This is a genomic window from Winogradskyella sp. 4-2091 (assembly GCF_045765065.1).
Classification (GTDB): domain Bacteria; phylum Bacteroidota; class Bacteroidia; order Flavobacteriales; family Flavobacteriaceae; genus Winogradskyella.
Genome location: NZ_JBJKOD010000006.1, coordinates 132,565 through 146,662 on the forward strand (window position 1 = coordinate 132,565; position 14,098 = coordinate 146,662).

General features: G+C 33.0%; 13 protein-coding genes. 5 read left to right on the plus strand and 8 right to left on the minus strand.

Annotated elements, in window-relative coordinates:
- Positions 1–81 precede the first annotated feature (81 nt).
- Entirely contained in the window at positions 82–1,773 is a 1,692-nt protein-coding gene (locus tag ACJBCC_RS09905) for an ABC transporter ATP-binding protein (protein ID WP_407557091.1), read from the plus strand.
- On the opposite strand, the gene ACJBCC_RS09910 is transcribed toward ACJBCC_RS09905, so the two are convergent.
- The 7 genes from ACJBCC_RS09910 to ACJBCC_RS09940 all read right to left on the minus strand — a co-directional run bounded on the left by ACJBCC_RS09910 (position 1,768) and on the right by ACJBCC_RS09940 (position 8,929).
- On the minus strand, positions 1,768–1,893 hold the full coding sequence (locus ACJBCC_RS09910; protein ID WP_299098059.1) for a hypothetical protein: 126 nt from the start codon (positions 1,891–1,893) through the stop codon (positions 1,768–1,770). The genes ACJBCC_RS09905 and ACJBCC_RS09910 overlap by 6 nt on opposite strands.
- A 239-nt stretch (positions 1,894–2,132) precedes the next feature.
- Positions 2,133–2,786: a CoA transferase subunit B gene (locus ACJBCC_RS09915; protein ID WP_299098061.1), complete on the minus strand. Its 654-nt coding sequence runs from the start codon at positions 2,784–2,786 to the stop codon at positions 2,133–2,135.
- A gap of 2 nt (positions 2,787–2,788) precedes the next feature.
- Positions 2,789–3,490, minus strand: coding sequence for a CoA transferase subunit A (locus tag ACJBCC_RS09920; RefSeq protein ID WP_407557092.1), 702 nt, complete (start codon positions 3,488–3,490; stop codon positions 2,789–2,791).
- Between the two features lie 93 nt (positions 3,491–3,583).
- Positions 3,584–5,941, minus strand: coding sequence for a penicillin-binding protein 1A (locus ACJBCC_RS09925; protein WP_407557093.1), 2,358 nt, complete (start codon positions 5,939–5,941; stop codon positions 3,584–3,586).
- Positions 5,942–5,946: 5 nt separating this feature from the next.
- Positions 5,947–6,456 (minus strand): gliding motility lipoprotein GldH, encoded by a 510-nt coding sequence (locus ACJBCC_RS09930; RefSeq protein ID WP_407557094.1) that lies wholly within the window; start codon positions 6,454–6,456, stop codon positions 5,947–5,949.
- Positions 6,434–7,696 carry a stage 0 sporulation family protein gene (locus ACJBCC_RS09935; RefSeq protein WP_407557095.1) on the minus strand — a complete coding sequence of 421 codons (1,263 nt, stop codon included), beginning with the start codon at positions 7,694–7,696 and terminating at the stop codon, positions 6,434–6,436. Before ACJBCC_RS09935 ends, ACJBCC_RS09930 begins: the two co-directional genes overlap by 23 nt.
- Positions 7,697–7,855: 159 nt before the next feature.
- Complete coding sequence (locus ACJBCC_RS09940; protein WP_407557096.1) at positions 7,856–8,929, minus strand: rhodanese-related sulfurtransferase; 1,074 nt, start codon at positions 8,927–8,929, stop codon at positions 7,856–7,858.
- A 500-nt stretch (positions 8,930–9,429) separates the two neighbouring features.
- Between ACJBCC_RS09940 and recA the strand changes: the two genes are divergently transcribed.
- From recA to ACJBCC_RS09960, 4 genes are all read left to right on the plus strand, one after another.
- A complete protein-coding gene (gene recA / locus ACJBCC_RS09945; RefSeq protein WP_299098072.1) occupies positions 9,430–10,434 on the plus strand; it encodes a recombinase RecA in 1,005 nt (334 codons plus the stop codon).
- A 102-nt stretch (positions 10,435–10,536) separates the two neighbouring features.
- Positions 10,537–10,980 (plus strand): hypothetical protein, encoded by a 444-nt coding sequence (locus tag ACJBCC_RS09950; protein WP_299098074.1) that lies wholly within the window; start codon positions 10,537–10,539, stop codon positions 10,978–10,980.
- A 42-nt stretch (positions 10,981–11,022) separates the two neighbouring features.
- Positions 11,023–11,571 (plus strand): RNA polymerase sigma factor, encoded by a 549-nt coding sequence (locus ACJBCC_RS09955; protein WP_407557097.1) that lies wholly within the window; start codon positions 11,023–11,025, stop codon positions 11,569–11,571.
- A 2-nt stretch (positions 11,572–11,573) separates the two neighbouring features.
- Positions 11,574–13,145: a hypothetical protein gene (locus tag ACJBCC_RS09960; protein WP_407557098.1), complete on the plus strand. Its 1,572-nt coding sequence runs from the start codon at positions 11,574–11,576 to the stop codon at positions 13,143–13,145.
- A 64-nt stretch (positions 13,146–13,209) separates the two neighbouring features.
- On the opposite strand, the gene ACJBCC_RS09965 is transcribed toward ACJBCC_RS09960, so the two are convergent.
- Positions 13,210–13,968, minus strand: coding sequence for a lysophospholipid acyltransferase family protein (locus ACJBCC_RS09965; RefSeq protein ID WP_407557099.1), 759 nt, complete (start codon positions 13,966–13,968; stop codon positions 13,210–13,212).
- Positions 13,969–14,098 lie beyond the last annotated feature (130 nt).

Below are 14,098 nucleotides of genomic sequence, written 5' to 3' on the forward strand. Positions count from 1 at the left end.
ACGATTTCGATTAAATACTGCAAAGTTTTTATAGTTACGGTTTTACCACAACACTATTGAAGAAATTGACTACATTTACCTATGGCAATTAAAAATTTACTCTCTGTAGACGCTTTAAATATTTCATTTTTTAAGAATAAAGTTGAAAAGGAAATCATTAAGAATATCTCGTATAAAATTCTAAAAAATGAGATTGTTGCGGTTGTAGGTGAATCTGGTTCTGGGAAATCTATTTCTTCATTAGCATTAATGGGTTTATTACCAAAACAGATTTCAAAAATTACGTCTGGTTCTATTTTATTCGAAGACAAAGATTTGGTACATCTATCACAGAAAGAATTTCAAGCGATAAGAGGAAAAGAAATAGCGATGATTTTTCAGGAACCTATGAGTTCTTTAAATCCTTCTATGCGCTGTGGACAACAAGTGGAAGAAATTTTAAAACAGCACTTTAAGCTTTCGAATTCAGAAATAAAAGATGAAATTTTAAATCTATTTGAAAAAGTCAAACTCCCTAATCCTTCTAGAATCTATAAAGCCTATCCACACGAAATTTCTGGTGGACAGAAACAACGTGTTATGATTGCCATGGCAATTGCCTGTAAACCTAAATTACTCATTGCTGATGAACCAACCACAGCATTAGACGTTACCGTACAAAAAGAAATTTTAGAACTACTAAAAGACCTGCAAACCGAAACTAAAATGAGTGTGCTATTTATTTCACACGATTTGTCTTTAGTCTCAGAATTAGCAGACCGTGTTATCGTGATGTATCAAGGCAAAATTGTTGAACAAGGTACAACAAAAACCATTTTTAACGCACCAGAACACAACTATACAAAAGCATTAATTGCTGCCAGACCTTCTACAGATTTTCGATTAAAACAATTACCGACGATCTCAGATTTTATGAAAGATAGCCTTAACACTGCTGTTATTTCTGATGCCGACAGAAAAATGAATCACAAAAAATTATATACACAACAACCCTTACTTGAAATAATTGACGTAAAAAAAACATACCTCTCAAAAACAGGATGGTTTTCAAAAGATTTAACTTTTAATGCTGTTGATGGCGTAAGTTTTAAAGTATATCCTGGGGAAACCATTGGACTGGTTGGTGAGTCTGGCTGTGGGAAATCAACATTAGGGAATGCTATTTTACAATTAGACAAAGCCACTTCGGGTAAAATACTGTATAAAGGTCGCGATCTCTCTAATTTGAGTAGATCTGAAATGCAAACGTTAAGAAAAGATATCCAAATTATTTTTCAAGATCCTTTTGCATCATTAAACCCTAGACTCACAGTTGGAAATGCAATTTTAGAGCCAATGAAAGTGCATAATATTGGTACTAATACAAGTGACCGAAAAGAAAAGGTAATTGATATTTTGAAAAAAGTAGGACTAGACGCTTCTGCTTTTGACCGTTATCCTCATGAGTTTTCTGGTGGTCAACGACAGCGTGTTGGTATAGCAAGAACTATTGCTTTAGAACCTCAACTTATTGTGTGTGACGAATCTGTTTCTGCTCTAGATGTTTCTGTACAAGCACAGGTTTTAAATTTATTAAATAACTTAAAATCACAGTTTGGATTTACCTACATTTTTATTTCGCATGACTTAGCAGTTGTAAAATATATGGCAGACCAATTATTGGTAATGAACAAAGGTAAAATTGAAGAAATTGGAGATGCAGATCAGATATATGCTGCACCAAAAAAAGCGTACACAAAAAAGTTAATTCATGCTATTCCAAAAGGACTATAGCATGAATACTTTTTTGGCTAATTTAAAAACATTTGAGACTAACTTCAAAGTGTCTTCTAAAACTGAAAATTCTTGATCTTCATTTAAAATTGTTTCTGGTAGATTTGATTTTGTTTTCATAAGCAGTAATTCAAGGTAGATTTGGGACAAAAAGGTAAATTGCGTTTTATGTTAAAAATCAGGTTAATTCAGTTTATTTGTTTGGGACTGCAATATGTAACTTATTTTCAATTAATCTGCTCAAATACATTATAAATCGTTGAAATACATCTTTTTTTAACATTTTACGCACTTAATGAAGAATTTACGCACAAAAAAAGCCACTACATTTAGTGGCTTTCTTTTTACAATTAAAAAATTTATAATACCATTTCAGGAATATTTCCTTCAATTATCAATTCGCCATCAGTAGCATCTTTAATTTCATCTACGGAAATACCTGGAGCACGTTCTAAAAGTTTAAACCCTTTTTCTGTGACTTCAATAACAGCCATATTAGTTACTATCTTCTTTACACAACCAACACCTGTTAAAGGCAAAGAACATTTTTTCAGCAATTTTGAAGCTCCTGCTCTATTGGTATGCATCATTGCTACAATGATATTTTCTGCACTTGCTACTAAATCCATTGCGCCACCCATTCCTTTTACCATTTTTCCTGGTATTTTCCAGTTTGCAATATCACCATTCTCTGATACCTCCATGGCTCCTAAAATCGTTAAGTCTACGTGCTTCCCTCTAATCATTGCAAAACTCGTAGCAGAGTCAAAAAATGATGCACCAGGTAAAGTCGTTATGGTTTGTTTACCTGCATTAATGATATCAGCATCTTCTTCACCTTCAAACGGAAAAGGTCCCATACCTAAAACTCCATTCTCACTTTGAAACTCTACTTCAATATCATCTCTAACAAAATTAGCTACCAATGTTGGTATTCCAATTCCGAGATTAACATAGTAGCCATCCTTTACTTCTTTTGCGATTCGTTTCGCTATTCCGTTTTTATCTAACATAACTATGCTTTTTGTCTTACTGTTCGTTGCTCTATTCGCTTTTCAAAATGTGCACCTTTAAAAATGCGTTGTACAAAAATCCCTGGAATATGAATTTGGTTAGGATCTAATGCACCAACAGGCACTAATTCTTCAACCTCAACAACCGTTACTTTAGCAGCGCCACACATGTTAGGATTAAAATTACGCGCTGTGCCTTTAAAAATTAAATTTCCTGCGGCATCACCTTTCCATGCTTTAATAAAAGCAAAGTCTGCTTTAAATGCATATTCTAATACATGCATTTTTCCATCAAAATCTCTTGTTTCTTTACCTTCTGCCACTTCTGTACCAAAACCAGCTGGTGTATAAATAGCCGGGAAACCGGCTTGTGCAGCTCTGCAACGTTCTGCTAAGGTACCTTGAGGAATTAATTCTACATCTAACTCACCAGAAAGCATCTGGCGCTCAAATTCATCGTTTTCACCTACATAAGATGAAATCATTTTTTTTATTTGCTTTTGTTGCAATAGCAAGCCCAGACCAAAGTCATCTACGCCTGCATTATTAGAGATACAGGTTAAACCTTTTATGTTTAGTTTTACAAGTTCTGCAATAGCATTTTCTGGAATACCAGACAACCCAAAACCACCGAACATAAAGGTCATATTATCAGAGACACCTTGCATTGCTTCTGAAATATTATCTACTTCTTTGTTAATCATATTGTTTAAAAATTTAGCTTTTTAAAAATACGAAACTAAGCACTTACTTTATAATATATAGGAATTAAATATGCGTGAGACTATTATAGATTTTTAGAAATCAGTATCAAACTCATCAGCAGGACTACCATTTCCTCCAATATCGCCTTCGTCTCTAGCTTCACAATTGATATCAATTTTTAAGTTTGAAGGTTTTTCAAATCTACCATCAGAAACATTTAGAGTCTCATCAGCGTAACAAGCTTTCATATATAAACCCCAAATTGGTAATGCCATTGAGGCACCTTGACCATAATGAATGGTTCTAAAGTGAGCTGCTCTATCTTCTGCACCTACCCAAACACCTGTTACCAAATTTGGTACCATTCCCATAAACCAGCCATCACTTTGATTTTGGGTTGTTCCTGTTTTACCAGCTATTGGGTTTTTTAATTCATATGGATAACCAGTCATTATTTCTTTATAAACTGCAGATTTTGCTAACCAACTAGAATTATGTCTAAGTCGTTTACCAGAACCAGCTTGTGTAACGCCTTCCATAAGATTTACAGTAACATAAGCCACTTCCTCACTTAACACATCTTTACTTTCTGGAGCAAATTGATACAATACGGTTCCATTTTTGTCTTCTATTCTGGTAACCATTACTGGTTTGTTATACACACCTTTATTCGCAAATGTAGAATATGCAGCAACCATCTCGTAAATACTTATATCTGGAGTTCCTAGCGCAATTGCAGGTACAGGTAGAATCTCTGCTGTAATTCCTAACTTTTTTGCCATTTGCACAACTGGTTGAGGACCAATTTCATTCATTAAACGTGCAGTAACTGTGTTTGTAGAGCTCGCTAACGCATCTTTTAAAGTTTGTTTACCAGAATAATTTCCGTCTGAATTTTTAACCGTCCAAGGTTCTGGATTACCAAATTTATTTGCTTCTATAGTTATTTGCGTTCTAGGAAACGAATCACAGGGCGAAAATTGTAATTGGTCAATTGCTGTAGCGTATACAAAAGGCTTAAACGTAGAACCTACTTGGCGAGCACCTTGCTTAACCATATCGTATTGAAAGTGTTTATAATTCATACCTCCAACCCATGCTTTTACGTGACCTGTTAAAGGATCCATAGACATCATGCCTGGTCGCAAAAAGGATTTGTAATAACGCATAGAGTCAATAGGTTTCATAATTGTATCTACTTCACTTGCCTTACCATCAACCCATTTAAAAATTCGCATATCTGTTGGCTTCTCAAAAGAAGCTCTAATTTCTTTATCAGATTTACCTTGATTTTTAAGAATTCTCCATCGCTCACCACGCTTCATTCCATCATTCATTAACTTCTTAACTTCAGATGCATCTAACTCTAAAAAAGGCGCAGTTTTATTTCTGTCTGGTGTGTTTTGGTTATCAAACTCAGCTTGTAATCTTGGCATATGCTGAGCTACGGCGTCTTCTGCATATTGCTGCATACGTGAGTCAATGGTTGTAAACACCTTTAAACCGTCACTATATAAATCGTATTTACTTCCGTCTGGCTTTCTATTCTCTTCTTTGTTTGCCCATTCTTTCATGAACCCTCTCAGGTACTCTCTAAAATATGTAGCAATACCTTCGCGGTGATTTTCTGGAGAGAAATCTAAATCAAGTTCTGTGTTCTGCAATGAATCTTTTACTTCTTCTGAAATAAACTCATATTTCATCATTTGAGCTAAAACTACATTACGTCGGTTTTTTACACCAACTGGGTTTCTTGATGGTATTGGGTTATATAACGAAGAGTTCTTAAACATACCAACCAACATTGCCGATTCTTTTAATTCTAAATCTCTTGGTTCTTTATTAAAATAGATATTGGAAGCAGAACGAATTCCATCACCATTATTACCAAAATCATAGATATTAAAATACATAGCTATAATTTCTTCTTTGGTATATTGGCGTTCTAAACGGATAGCAATGACCCATTCTTTTATTTTTTGAGTTAATGCTTCAAAAATATTACTAGATCTTACTCCCACAAACAGTTGTCTCGCAACCTGCTGAGAAATAGTACTTGCTCCACCACTTCCTCCTAAACTTGTGATAGCTCTTAGAGTTCCTCTTGCATCTATACCAGAATGCTCATAAAACCTAATATCTTCTGTTGCTACCAATGCATCAACTAAGTTTTTTGGTAAATCTTCATATCCAATAGGAGTTCTATTATCATCAAAATAAAACTTACCTAATGTTTCTTCATCTGATGAAATAATCTCTGTAGCCAAATTAGTTTCAGGGTTTTCTAATCTTGTATAATCTGGCATTTCACCTAAAGCTCCCCAAGATGCTAATAGAAATAATAACACAACAGACGCAATTCCGCCTAAAAATATAATCCAAAACCAACGAACGTATTTTGTAAAGTCTAATGTTTCTGATTTAGACGATGTTGTTTTCTTTTTTGCCATAATTATTATTTTTGAGCCTTCTCTACTCTAAAACCTATATCTGTTATTCCTTTTAAGTTTTCTACACCATTAACTTCGCCATTATTTCTCATGGCATGTTGTATGTTTACAATGTAGTCTCCTTCTTCTTTAAATTTAAAGGCTTCCTTAAATCCTCTAAACCAAAGCTTATTTTCTTTTAAATCTGAAAAACCAGTACCTAATAATTCGCCATTAGGTGCGGCCATTTTGTACTCTAGCGTATCTTTTACAGCTTTTCCGTTCGGATAATTTAACTCAACAATTAAAAATAAATTACTGAATTTATAATCGTCTGTATTTCTAAGATTGACGTATAAATTGTAATTACTAGTTGTATCTGGTGCTTTAAAATTGAAACTCGCAATAGAGTCTTTGTTCCATTGGTTAGGAACAGGTTGGTACTGATCAAAAACAGCGTTAGAGTCGCAATTTGTAATTAAAATACAGCTTACAACAACTAAAAATAACCAACTAGTTCTTTTTAGTATTTGCATTTGGTTTGGCTTTAGGTTTTTGATTACGGTTTCGATTTTGAGATTTATTTCTGTTATTACGATTATTGGTATTACCGTTGCTATTGTTATTTCGGTTCTTATTCTTTCTGTTATTCCTATTCTTTTTACGTTTCTTATTTGATTTTGGACTATCAAAACGTGTTAAACTATCTTGACCTACAACGTTCTCAAACTCATTTTTAGTGTCTTCTATATGCTCAGCCGCATATTCTTCTAGACTAGCAACTTTTTCTTTTCTCTTGTTTTTTTCTATAATTTCATTGGCTTGATCTGTTGTAATCACATGCCAATTCATCCATTCACCCTCGTAAGCATACCACATTAAACCTTTAAAAATATCCGTTTTTTGACAAACAGCATTTCCTTTTTCAGTATACAATTTTATATCATTTCTAGGAAATGCTTTTAAAGCATCTAAGTAAGCATCTAACTCATAGTTAAGGCAACACTTTAGCTTACCGCATTGTCCTGCAAGTTTTAATGGATTTAAAGATAATTGTTGGTAACGTGCTGCAGATGTGCTCACTGATCTAAAATCTGTTAACCAAGTTGAGCAACATAATTCTCTACCACAAGAACCAATGCCACCAAGCCTTGCAGCCTCTTGCCTAAAACCAACTTGTTTCATCTCTATACGTGTTCTAAACTCACGTGCAAAAACTTTAATAAGTTCTCTAAAATCTACGCGTTCTTCTGCTGTGTAATAAAAAGTGGCTTTGCTTCCATCACCTTGAAATTCAATATCTGATATTTTCATCTTCAGATTTAAATCTATCGCGAACTGACGCGCTTTTACCTTCATTGGCTCTTCCTTATCTCTAGAAGCAGACCAAATATCAATATCTTTCTGTGATGCTTTTCGGTATATTTTTAAAACATTTTCAGCGTCGTCTAATCTAACTTTTTTACGCTTCATTTGTACACTCACTAACTCACCAGTAAGCGTAACCATACCAATATCGTGACCAGACTTTGCCTGTGTTGCTACAATATCTCCAATGCTTAAAGTAAGGTTTTCTGTGTTTTTATAATAGTGTTTTCTTCCGTTTTTAAAACGTACTTCTACACCAATAAACGGTTTTTGTCCGTTTGGAAGCGACATGTTTGCTAACCAATCAAAAACAGTGAGTTTGTTGCAGCTATCTGTGCCGCAAGTTCCATTGTTTTTGCATCCTTTTGGTTGGCCATCTTCTCCAGTTGCGCAACTGTTACAAGCCATAAAAATTTTATATATTAAATCTAGATTTTATAAAAATCTAGATATCGGATTCGTAAATAATTAATGAGTAAAGATAATATTATTTATTTAGCTTACTCATACCATAGATTTATAGTTTAATACTAAAAAATATAACAGCACTTAAATTAGTCGCTTTTATTAGTCTTTTTTAGAGGGCATAGTCTCAAAAATATTACGCAAGTCTTTTTTAAACGGCAAATGATCTGCACGTCCTTTTTTAAAGATATCATTACTGTTACCTTGACCTTTTCTTAATGCTTTCTGCTCTTCAAACGGTAGCCTATTTATTTCCATGCAATTGGTAGAGCAACAATTCTCCATTTCTTCTTTACATGAATCACATTGAATAAACAATAAATGACAAGCTTCATTAGCACAGTTTGTATGTAAATCTGCTGGCTTACCACATTGATGGCAGTTGGCGATAATATCATCTGAAATACGTTCCGAACGACGTTGATCAAACACAAAGTTTTTCCCAAGAAATTTGTTTTCTAAACCTTCGGCTTCAATTTGGCGCACATAATTAATTATACCACCTTCTAATTGAAAAACGTTTTTAAATCCTTTATGTTTATAATATGCGCTTGCTTTTTCACAACGAATTCCACCTGTGCAATACATTACAAGCTTTTTATCTTCCTTATGCTCTCTTAAATCTTCTTCAATTAAATCTAAAGACTCTCTAAAGGTATCTACATCTGGAGTGACTGCATTTTTAAAATGACCAATTTCGCTTTCGTAGTGATTTCTCATATCTACTAAAACTGTGTTTGGGTCTTCAATGAGTTCGTTAAACTTTTCTGCATTGACATGCACACCTTTATTGGTTACGTCAAAAGACGCATCATTTAATCCATCTGCGACGATTTTATTACGGACCTTAACTTTAAGCTTTAAAAAGGCAAAATTATCATGCTCAACAGCAATATTTAATCTAACATTTTCTAAGAAAGAAATGGTGTCTAAATGATTTTTAAACGGTTCAAAATTATCTGCTGGCACAGAGAGTTGTGCGTTAATACCTTCCTTAGCGACGTAGATTCTTCCTAGGACATCTAATTCGTCCCAAGCTAAAAATAGATGGTTTCTAAAAATTTCGGTATTGTTAATTTTGGCGTACTTGTAGAAAGAGATAGTTAAGCGTTCTTTGCCTGCTTGTTGAATAAGCTCTGCTCTTTCTTTAGCACTTAAGTTATTGTACAGTTGCATGCTATACTAATTTTAAGGTTAAAAGAATAATTAAAATACATCTTTACTAGAGTTTAGATATATTATCTGCAAAGATATTACTTTTAGTGAGATGCCTCATAACTAGGCACAAAAAAAGCACTTCGATTATCTCAAAGTGCTTTTAGATTAACTTACTAACTTAAAATTTTAACCTAAAAAGTTAATCTTCATCGGCTTTACAGTTGTTGAGGGATCGACAACAATTGAAACACCTAATATTGTACTAATCTTTTTCTTAATTTAATTGAACTTTACATCTTTCAATCCGCCACTAAACTCTAAAATAAATTTAGAGTTTTTGTAGCGCATATCATAGCAATTTTTTCCTTTTTCATTAGGTAGATGCAAAAAGTGTAAAAGGGTTGCGTCTAAAAATGGCAAAAAAATATTTTCTTTAACAGTTATTGTTAAACGAGAAATGAAATAAATAAAATAAGTGGTATTTTTGAAGTCGGATTAATTCAGAAATAAAAGAACAAATGAGTAGCGAAAAAGATGCAAAATTAAAAGCTTTAAAACTAACTTTAGATAAGTTAGACAAAGCATATGGAAAAGGAACGGTAATGAAAATGAGCGATCAAGCTGTAGTTGATGTAGATGCTATATCATCTGGCTCATTAGGTTTAGATATTGCATTAGGCGTTGGTGGTTACCCAAGAGGTCGTGTTATTGAAATATACGGTCCAGAATCTTCTGGTAAAACTACCTTAACGTTACATGCCATTGCTGAAGCACAAAAAGCTGGAGGTATCGCAGCATTTATTGATGCAGAACATGCCTTTGATCGTTTTTATGCTGAAAAATTAAACGTTGATATAGATAATTTAATCATTTCTCAGCCAGATAATGGTGAGCAAGCTTTAGAAATTGCTGATAATCTTATACGATCTGGAGCTATTGATATTGTTGTAGTAGATTCTGTAGCTGCCTTAACACCTAAAAGTGAAATTGAAGGTGAAATGGGAGATTCTAAAATGGGACTACATGCACGTTTAATGTCTCAAGCTTTAAGAAAACTTACGGCATCAATTAGTAAAACCAATTGTACGGTTATCTTTATTAACCAATTACGTGAAAAAATTGGTGTAATGTTTGGTAACCCAGAAACAACAACTGGTGGTAACGCCTTAAAATTCTATGCTTCTGTACGTTTAGATATTAGACGATCTACTCAAATAAAAGATAGCAATGGAAATGTAATGGGTAACAAAACCCGAGTTAAGGTTGTAAAAAACAAAGTTGCTCCACCATTTAGACTTGCAGAATTTGACATTATGTATGGTGCAGGTGTATCTAAAGTAGGAGAAATTTTAGATTTAGCTGTTGAACATGATATTGTTAAAAAGAGTGGATCTTGGTTTAGCTATGGCGACACAAAATTAGGACAAGGTAGAGATGCTGTTAAACTTTTAATTCAAGATAATCCGGATCTCATGGATGAATTAGAGGAAAAAGTACGAACCTTAATAAATGAATCTAAATAATTCAATATTAAAAAAATCCTGAAAAATCAGGATTTTTTTAGTTTTAGACGCAACCCTTTTACACTTTTTGCATCTATATATTGATATTGACTATAATTAATTATGAAAAAATTTGCCCTTTTAGCTTTAATATTCGTTTCTACATTAACATCTTGTAGCCTTGATGATGGTGCAGAAAGCAACTTTTACTTAGCGGTTTTACCTATTGATGGTGTTGAAATGCCAGAATCTTTTGTACAAGGTGAAACCTATGAAATTTTCGTGACCTATATCAAGCCTAATTCTTGTCATACGTTCAACGATTTTATATATGAAATTGATGGAAATGAAAGAACTGTCGCAGTAGTAAATACGGTTTACTATGCCAATAATGGAGTCAGTTGTGATGAAGTTTCTGAACTCGTTACAGTCAGTTTTGATCTCTATGTTTCTGGAAATGAAACCTATATATTTAAATTTTTCCAAGGTGAAGATCCAAATAGCGGTGAAGATCAATATTATTTGGTAGAAGTGCCTGTCATGGAAGGTAGAACGCCTACTAACTAATTTAATGGTAGTAACTAATTATTAATTAATTCCTAGACTCATGTGAGTTTAAACCAACTCATAGAAAATTGTATTAGTCAAGATGCTAAAGCACAGAGCCAATTATACAAGCAGTTTGCAAGTAAATTATTTTCGCTTTGTCTTAAGTATTCAAAAAACTATGCAGAAGCGGAAGATAATTTGCATGATGCATTTATAACTATTTTTGGAAAAATAGACCAGTATAATAATAAAGGTTCTTTCGAAGGTTGGCTTAAACGTATTGCAATTAATACATCGTTGCAACGCTATAGAGATAATGTTGGCGTTTATGATATTATTAATGAAGGTAATATTGAAGATGTATCAGTAGATATTAACCAAGATGACGTAAGTATTGAATATTTGCTAAAAATTATTCAAGAATTACCAGACAGATATAGATTGGTATTTAATTTGTATGTGCTAGATGGTTATTCACATGTTGAAATAAGCGAATTAATTAATATTTCAACAGGAACATCAAAATCTAACTTAGCGAGAGCAAGAATGATTTTAAAAGATAAAATTGAAGATTATAACGCGTTAGCCCCAAATGCGCAGAGTTTATAAAAATGAAAGAGAATAAGAACATAGACAGACTTTTTCAGGAAAAGTTTAAAGACTTTGAAATAACACCTGACGATGCCGTATGGAATCGTATAAATGAAAGCCTGCCAAAGAAAAAGAAGAAAAGAAGAGTTATTGCACTATGGTGGCAAGTTGGTGGTATAGCAGCTGCTATCGCTCTGTTATTAACTGTTGGTATTTCTGTTTATAATTCTGATAGTAATAACTCAGATGAATTACCTGTTGTTAATACGGACCAAAAGGAAACAAAATCTAATATTAATAATTCTACAAAGTCCAAACAGGATAAATTAAAAGTAAATGACGAAAATAACTCGTCTATTGCCAATTCAAAATCTGATTTAGAAGAGTTATCAAATTCAAAAGACGTTATTAATACTCAAAAAGAGTCTCAAAAACAAAATATAAGCACAATTCCAGAATATTCGAATTCACAAATGGAAGGTGTAGCTAATAATTCCAAGACTAAAAAATCATCTTCCGCGTCTCAAAAGCGTAATAAATTACCAATAACAACTGCCAAAGATAACACTGACAAGGTTGCTACCCAGAAGACTCCAAACACAATAATAAAGACAGAGAATAAGGCACAACTAAAATCTGAAACTGAAAGAAAATCTGCCATCAAAAAGGCAATTTCTAATTCTGAAAAAGTTGTTTACGAAGATAATCCTTCGGAAAAAGTAAATTCCGAATCTTCTATAAATACTACTACAAAAACTGAGAATAATGACTCTGAGAACACATTAGTGAAGGAAGCTGAAAAGGAATCTATTGAAGATGCTATTGCAGAAAATAAAGAAAGTATTGATGAAGAAGAAAAAGAAAATGAACCAAGCAGGTGGAGCGTTGCACCAAATGTTGCGCCTGTTTACTTTAATTCGTTAGGCAATGGTTCTTCATTAGATGAGCAATTTAATGATAATAACAAAGGAGGCGATATTAATATGAGTTATGGTATTGCAGGTAGTTATGCTATTTCTAAAAAATTAAAAATTAGAGCTGGTATTAACAGAGTTAACTTAAATCAGTCTACTTCTGATGTTTATGCTTTTACTGGAGCAGAAACTGCAGCAAGAGGTGTAGAAGCAGAGTTCAGCAACATCGCTTTTAATGGTAACCAAGACCACGTTTCAATAATGAGTTCTATGATGATGAATAGATCTTCTGTACCAGAAATTTTTAATACTAAAACAGCTGGAAAAATTGATCAGAAGTTTGGATTTATAGAAGTACCCATTGAATTAGAATACAATTTATTGGACAGAAAATTTGGTATTAATTTAATTGGCGGATTTAGTACTTTTATTTTAAATAATAATGAGATTTATGCAGATGTTAATGGAACCTCAACATTAATCGGTGAAGCAAATAACATAAATGATACTAGTTTTAGTGCCAATTTTGGTTTAGGCATGGACTACAATCTTTCTAAGCAATGGAGTCTAAACTTAGAACCAACGTTTAAATATCAAATTAACACATTTAATAATACAACTGGCGACTTTAAACCCTTCTTTATTGGTGTGTACACAGGCTTAAGTTTTAAATTTTAGGTTATTGCAAAACTACCTTTTTGGTAGATAAAAAAAGCTATGATGAATGCAATGCTTACAAAAGCTACTCTTGGTTAGGGTAGCTTTTTTTTGTGCTTAAACTTAGCTCGTCCCAAATTAAATTTCTTGTTTTTTCGTTGAGTTGCTTAGTATCTGTTATAGTTAAACCTGTTGTTGGAATAAATTTATGAATCTTAGCGCGCATTTTACCTGGGCTTCCACTTAAAAAGGTATATGAAAATCGTTTTTTATTATCGTAAAATGTAATCGGAACAATTGGTATTTGATGGTTAATTGCCAGTCTAAAAGCACCATCTTTAAATACATCTAATAACACATGTTCTTCTGGCACACCTCCTTCGGGGAAAATACAAATACTAACACCTTGCTTTAAACGACGTTGCGCTCTTAGAAATACGGCTTGTCTACTCTTAGCACTAGATCGATCTACTAAAATACAGGTACGCTTGTAAAAGAAACCAAATAACGGAATTTTAGCTAATTCTTGTTTTCCTACAAATACAAACGGGTTTTTTACAGCTACTAACATTAGCATTATATCTGCCATAGAAGTGTGGTTGGCAACAAACATATAACTCTTGTTTGGCACAGGGATTTCTTCTCGTTTTATTTTGTACCCAAAGCCCATTCCTATTAATATAAACTTTGACCAAATACGAGCCAATTTAAAAAACAATGGATACCATTGCTCTCTTGATATTGAAATAATTAAAATAGGAAACATCACAATAATCGGTAGAGCCACTAATATGTAAAACCATACACGATATAAAACCCAAAATGGATATTTAAAAATTGCCATAGCTCCAAAACTAACTATTTAAAATAAGAACTCGTTTATACTTTTGATTTTTGCTGAAAAAATGTTCCTTTAAAGTTAAATGTATTCCTATAGTTCTTTTAAAAAATTTACCTTTGCTTTTTTCGTTTAA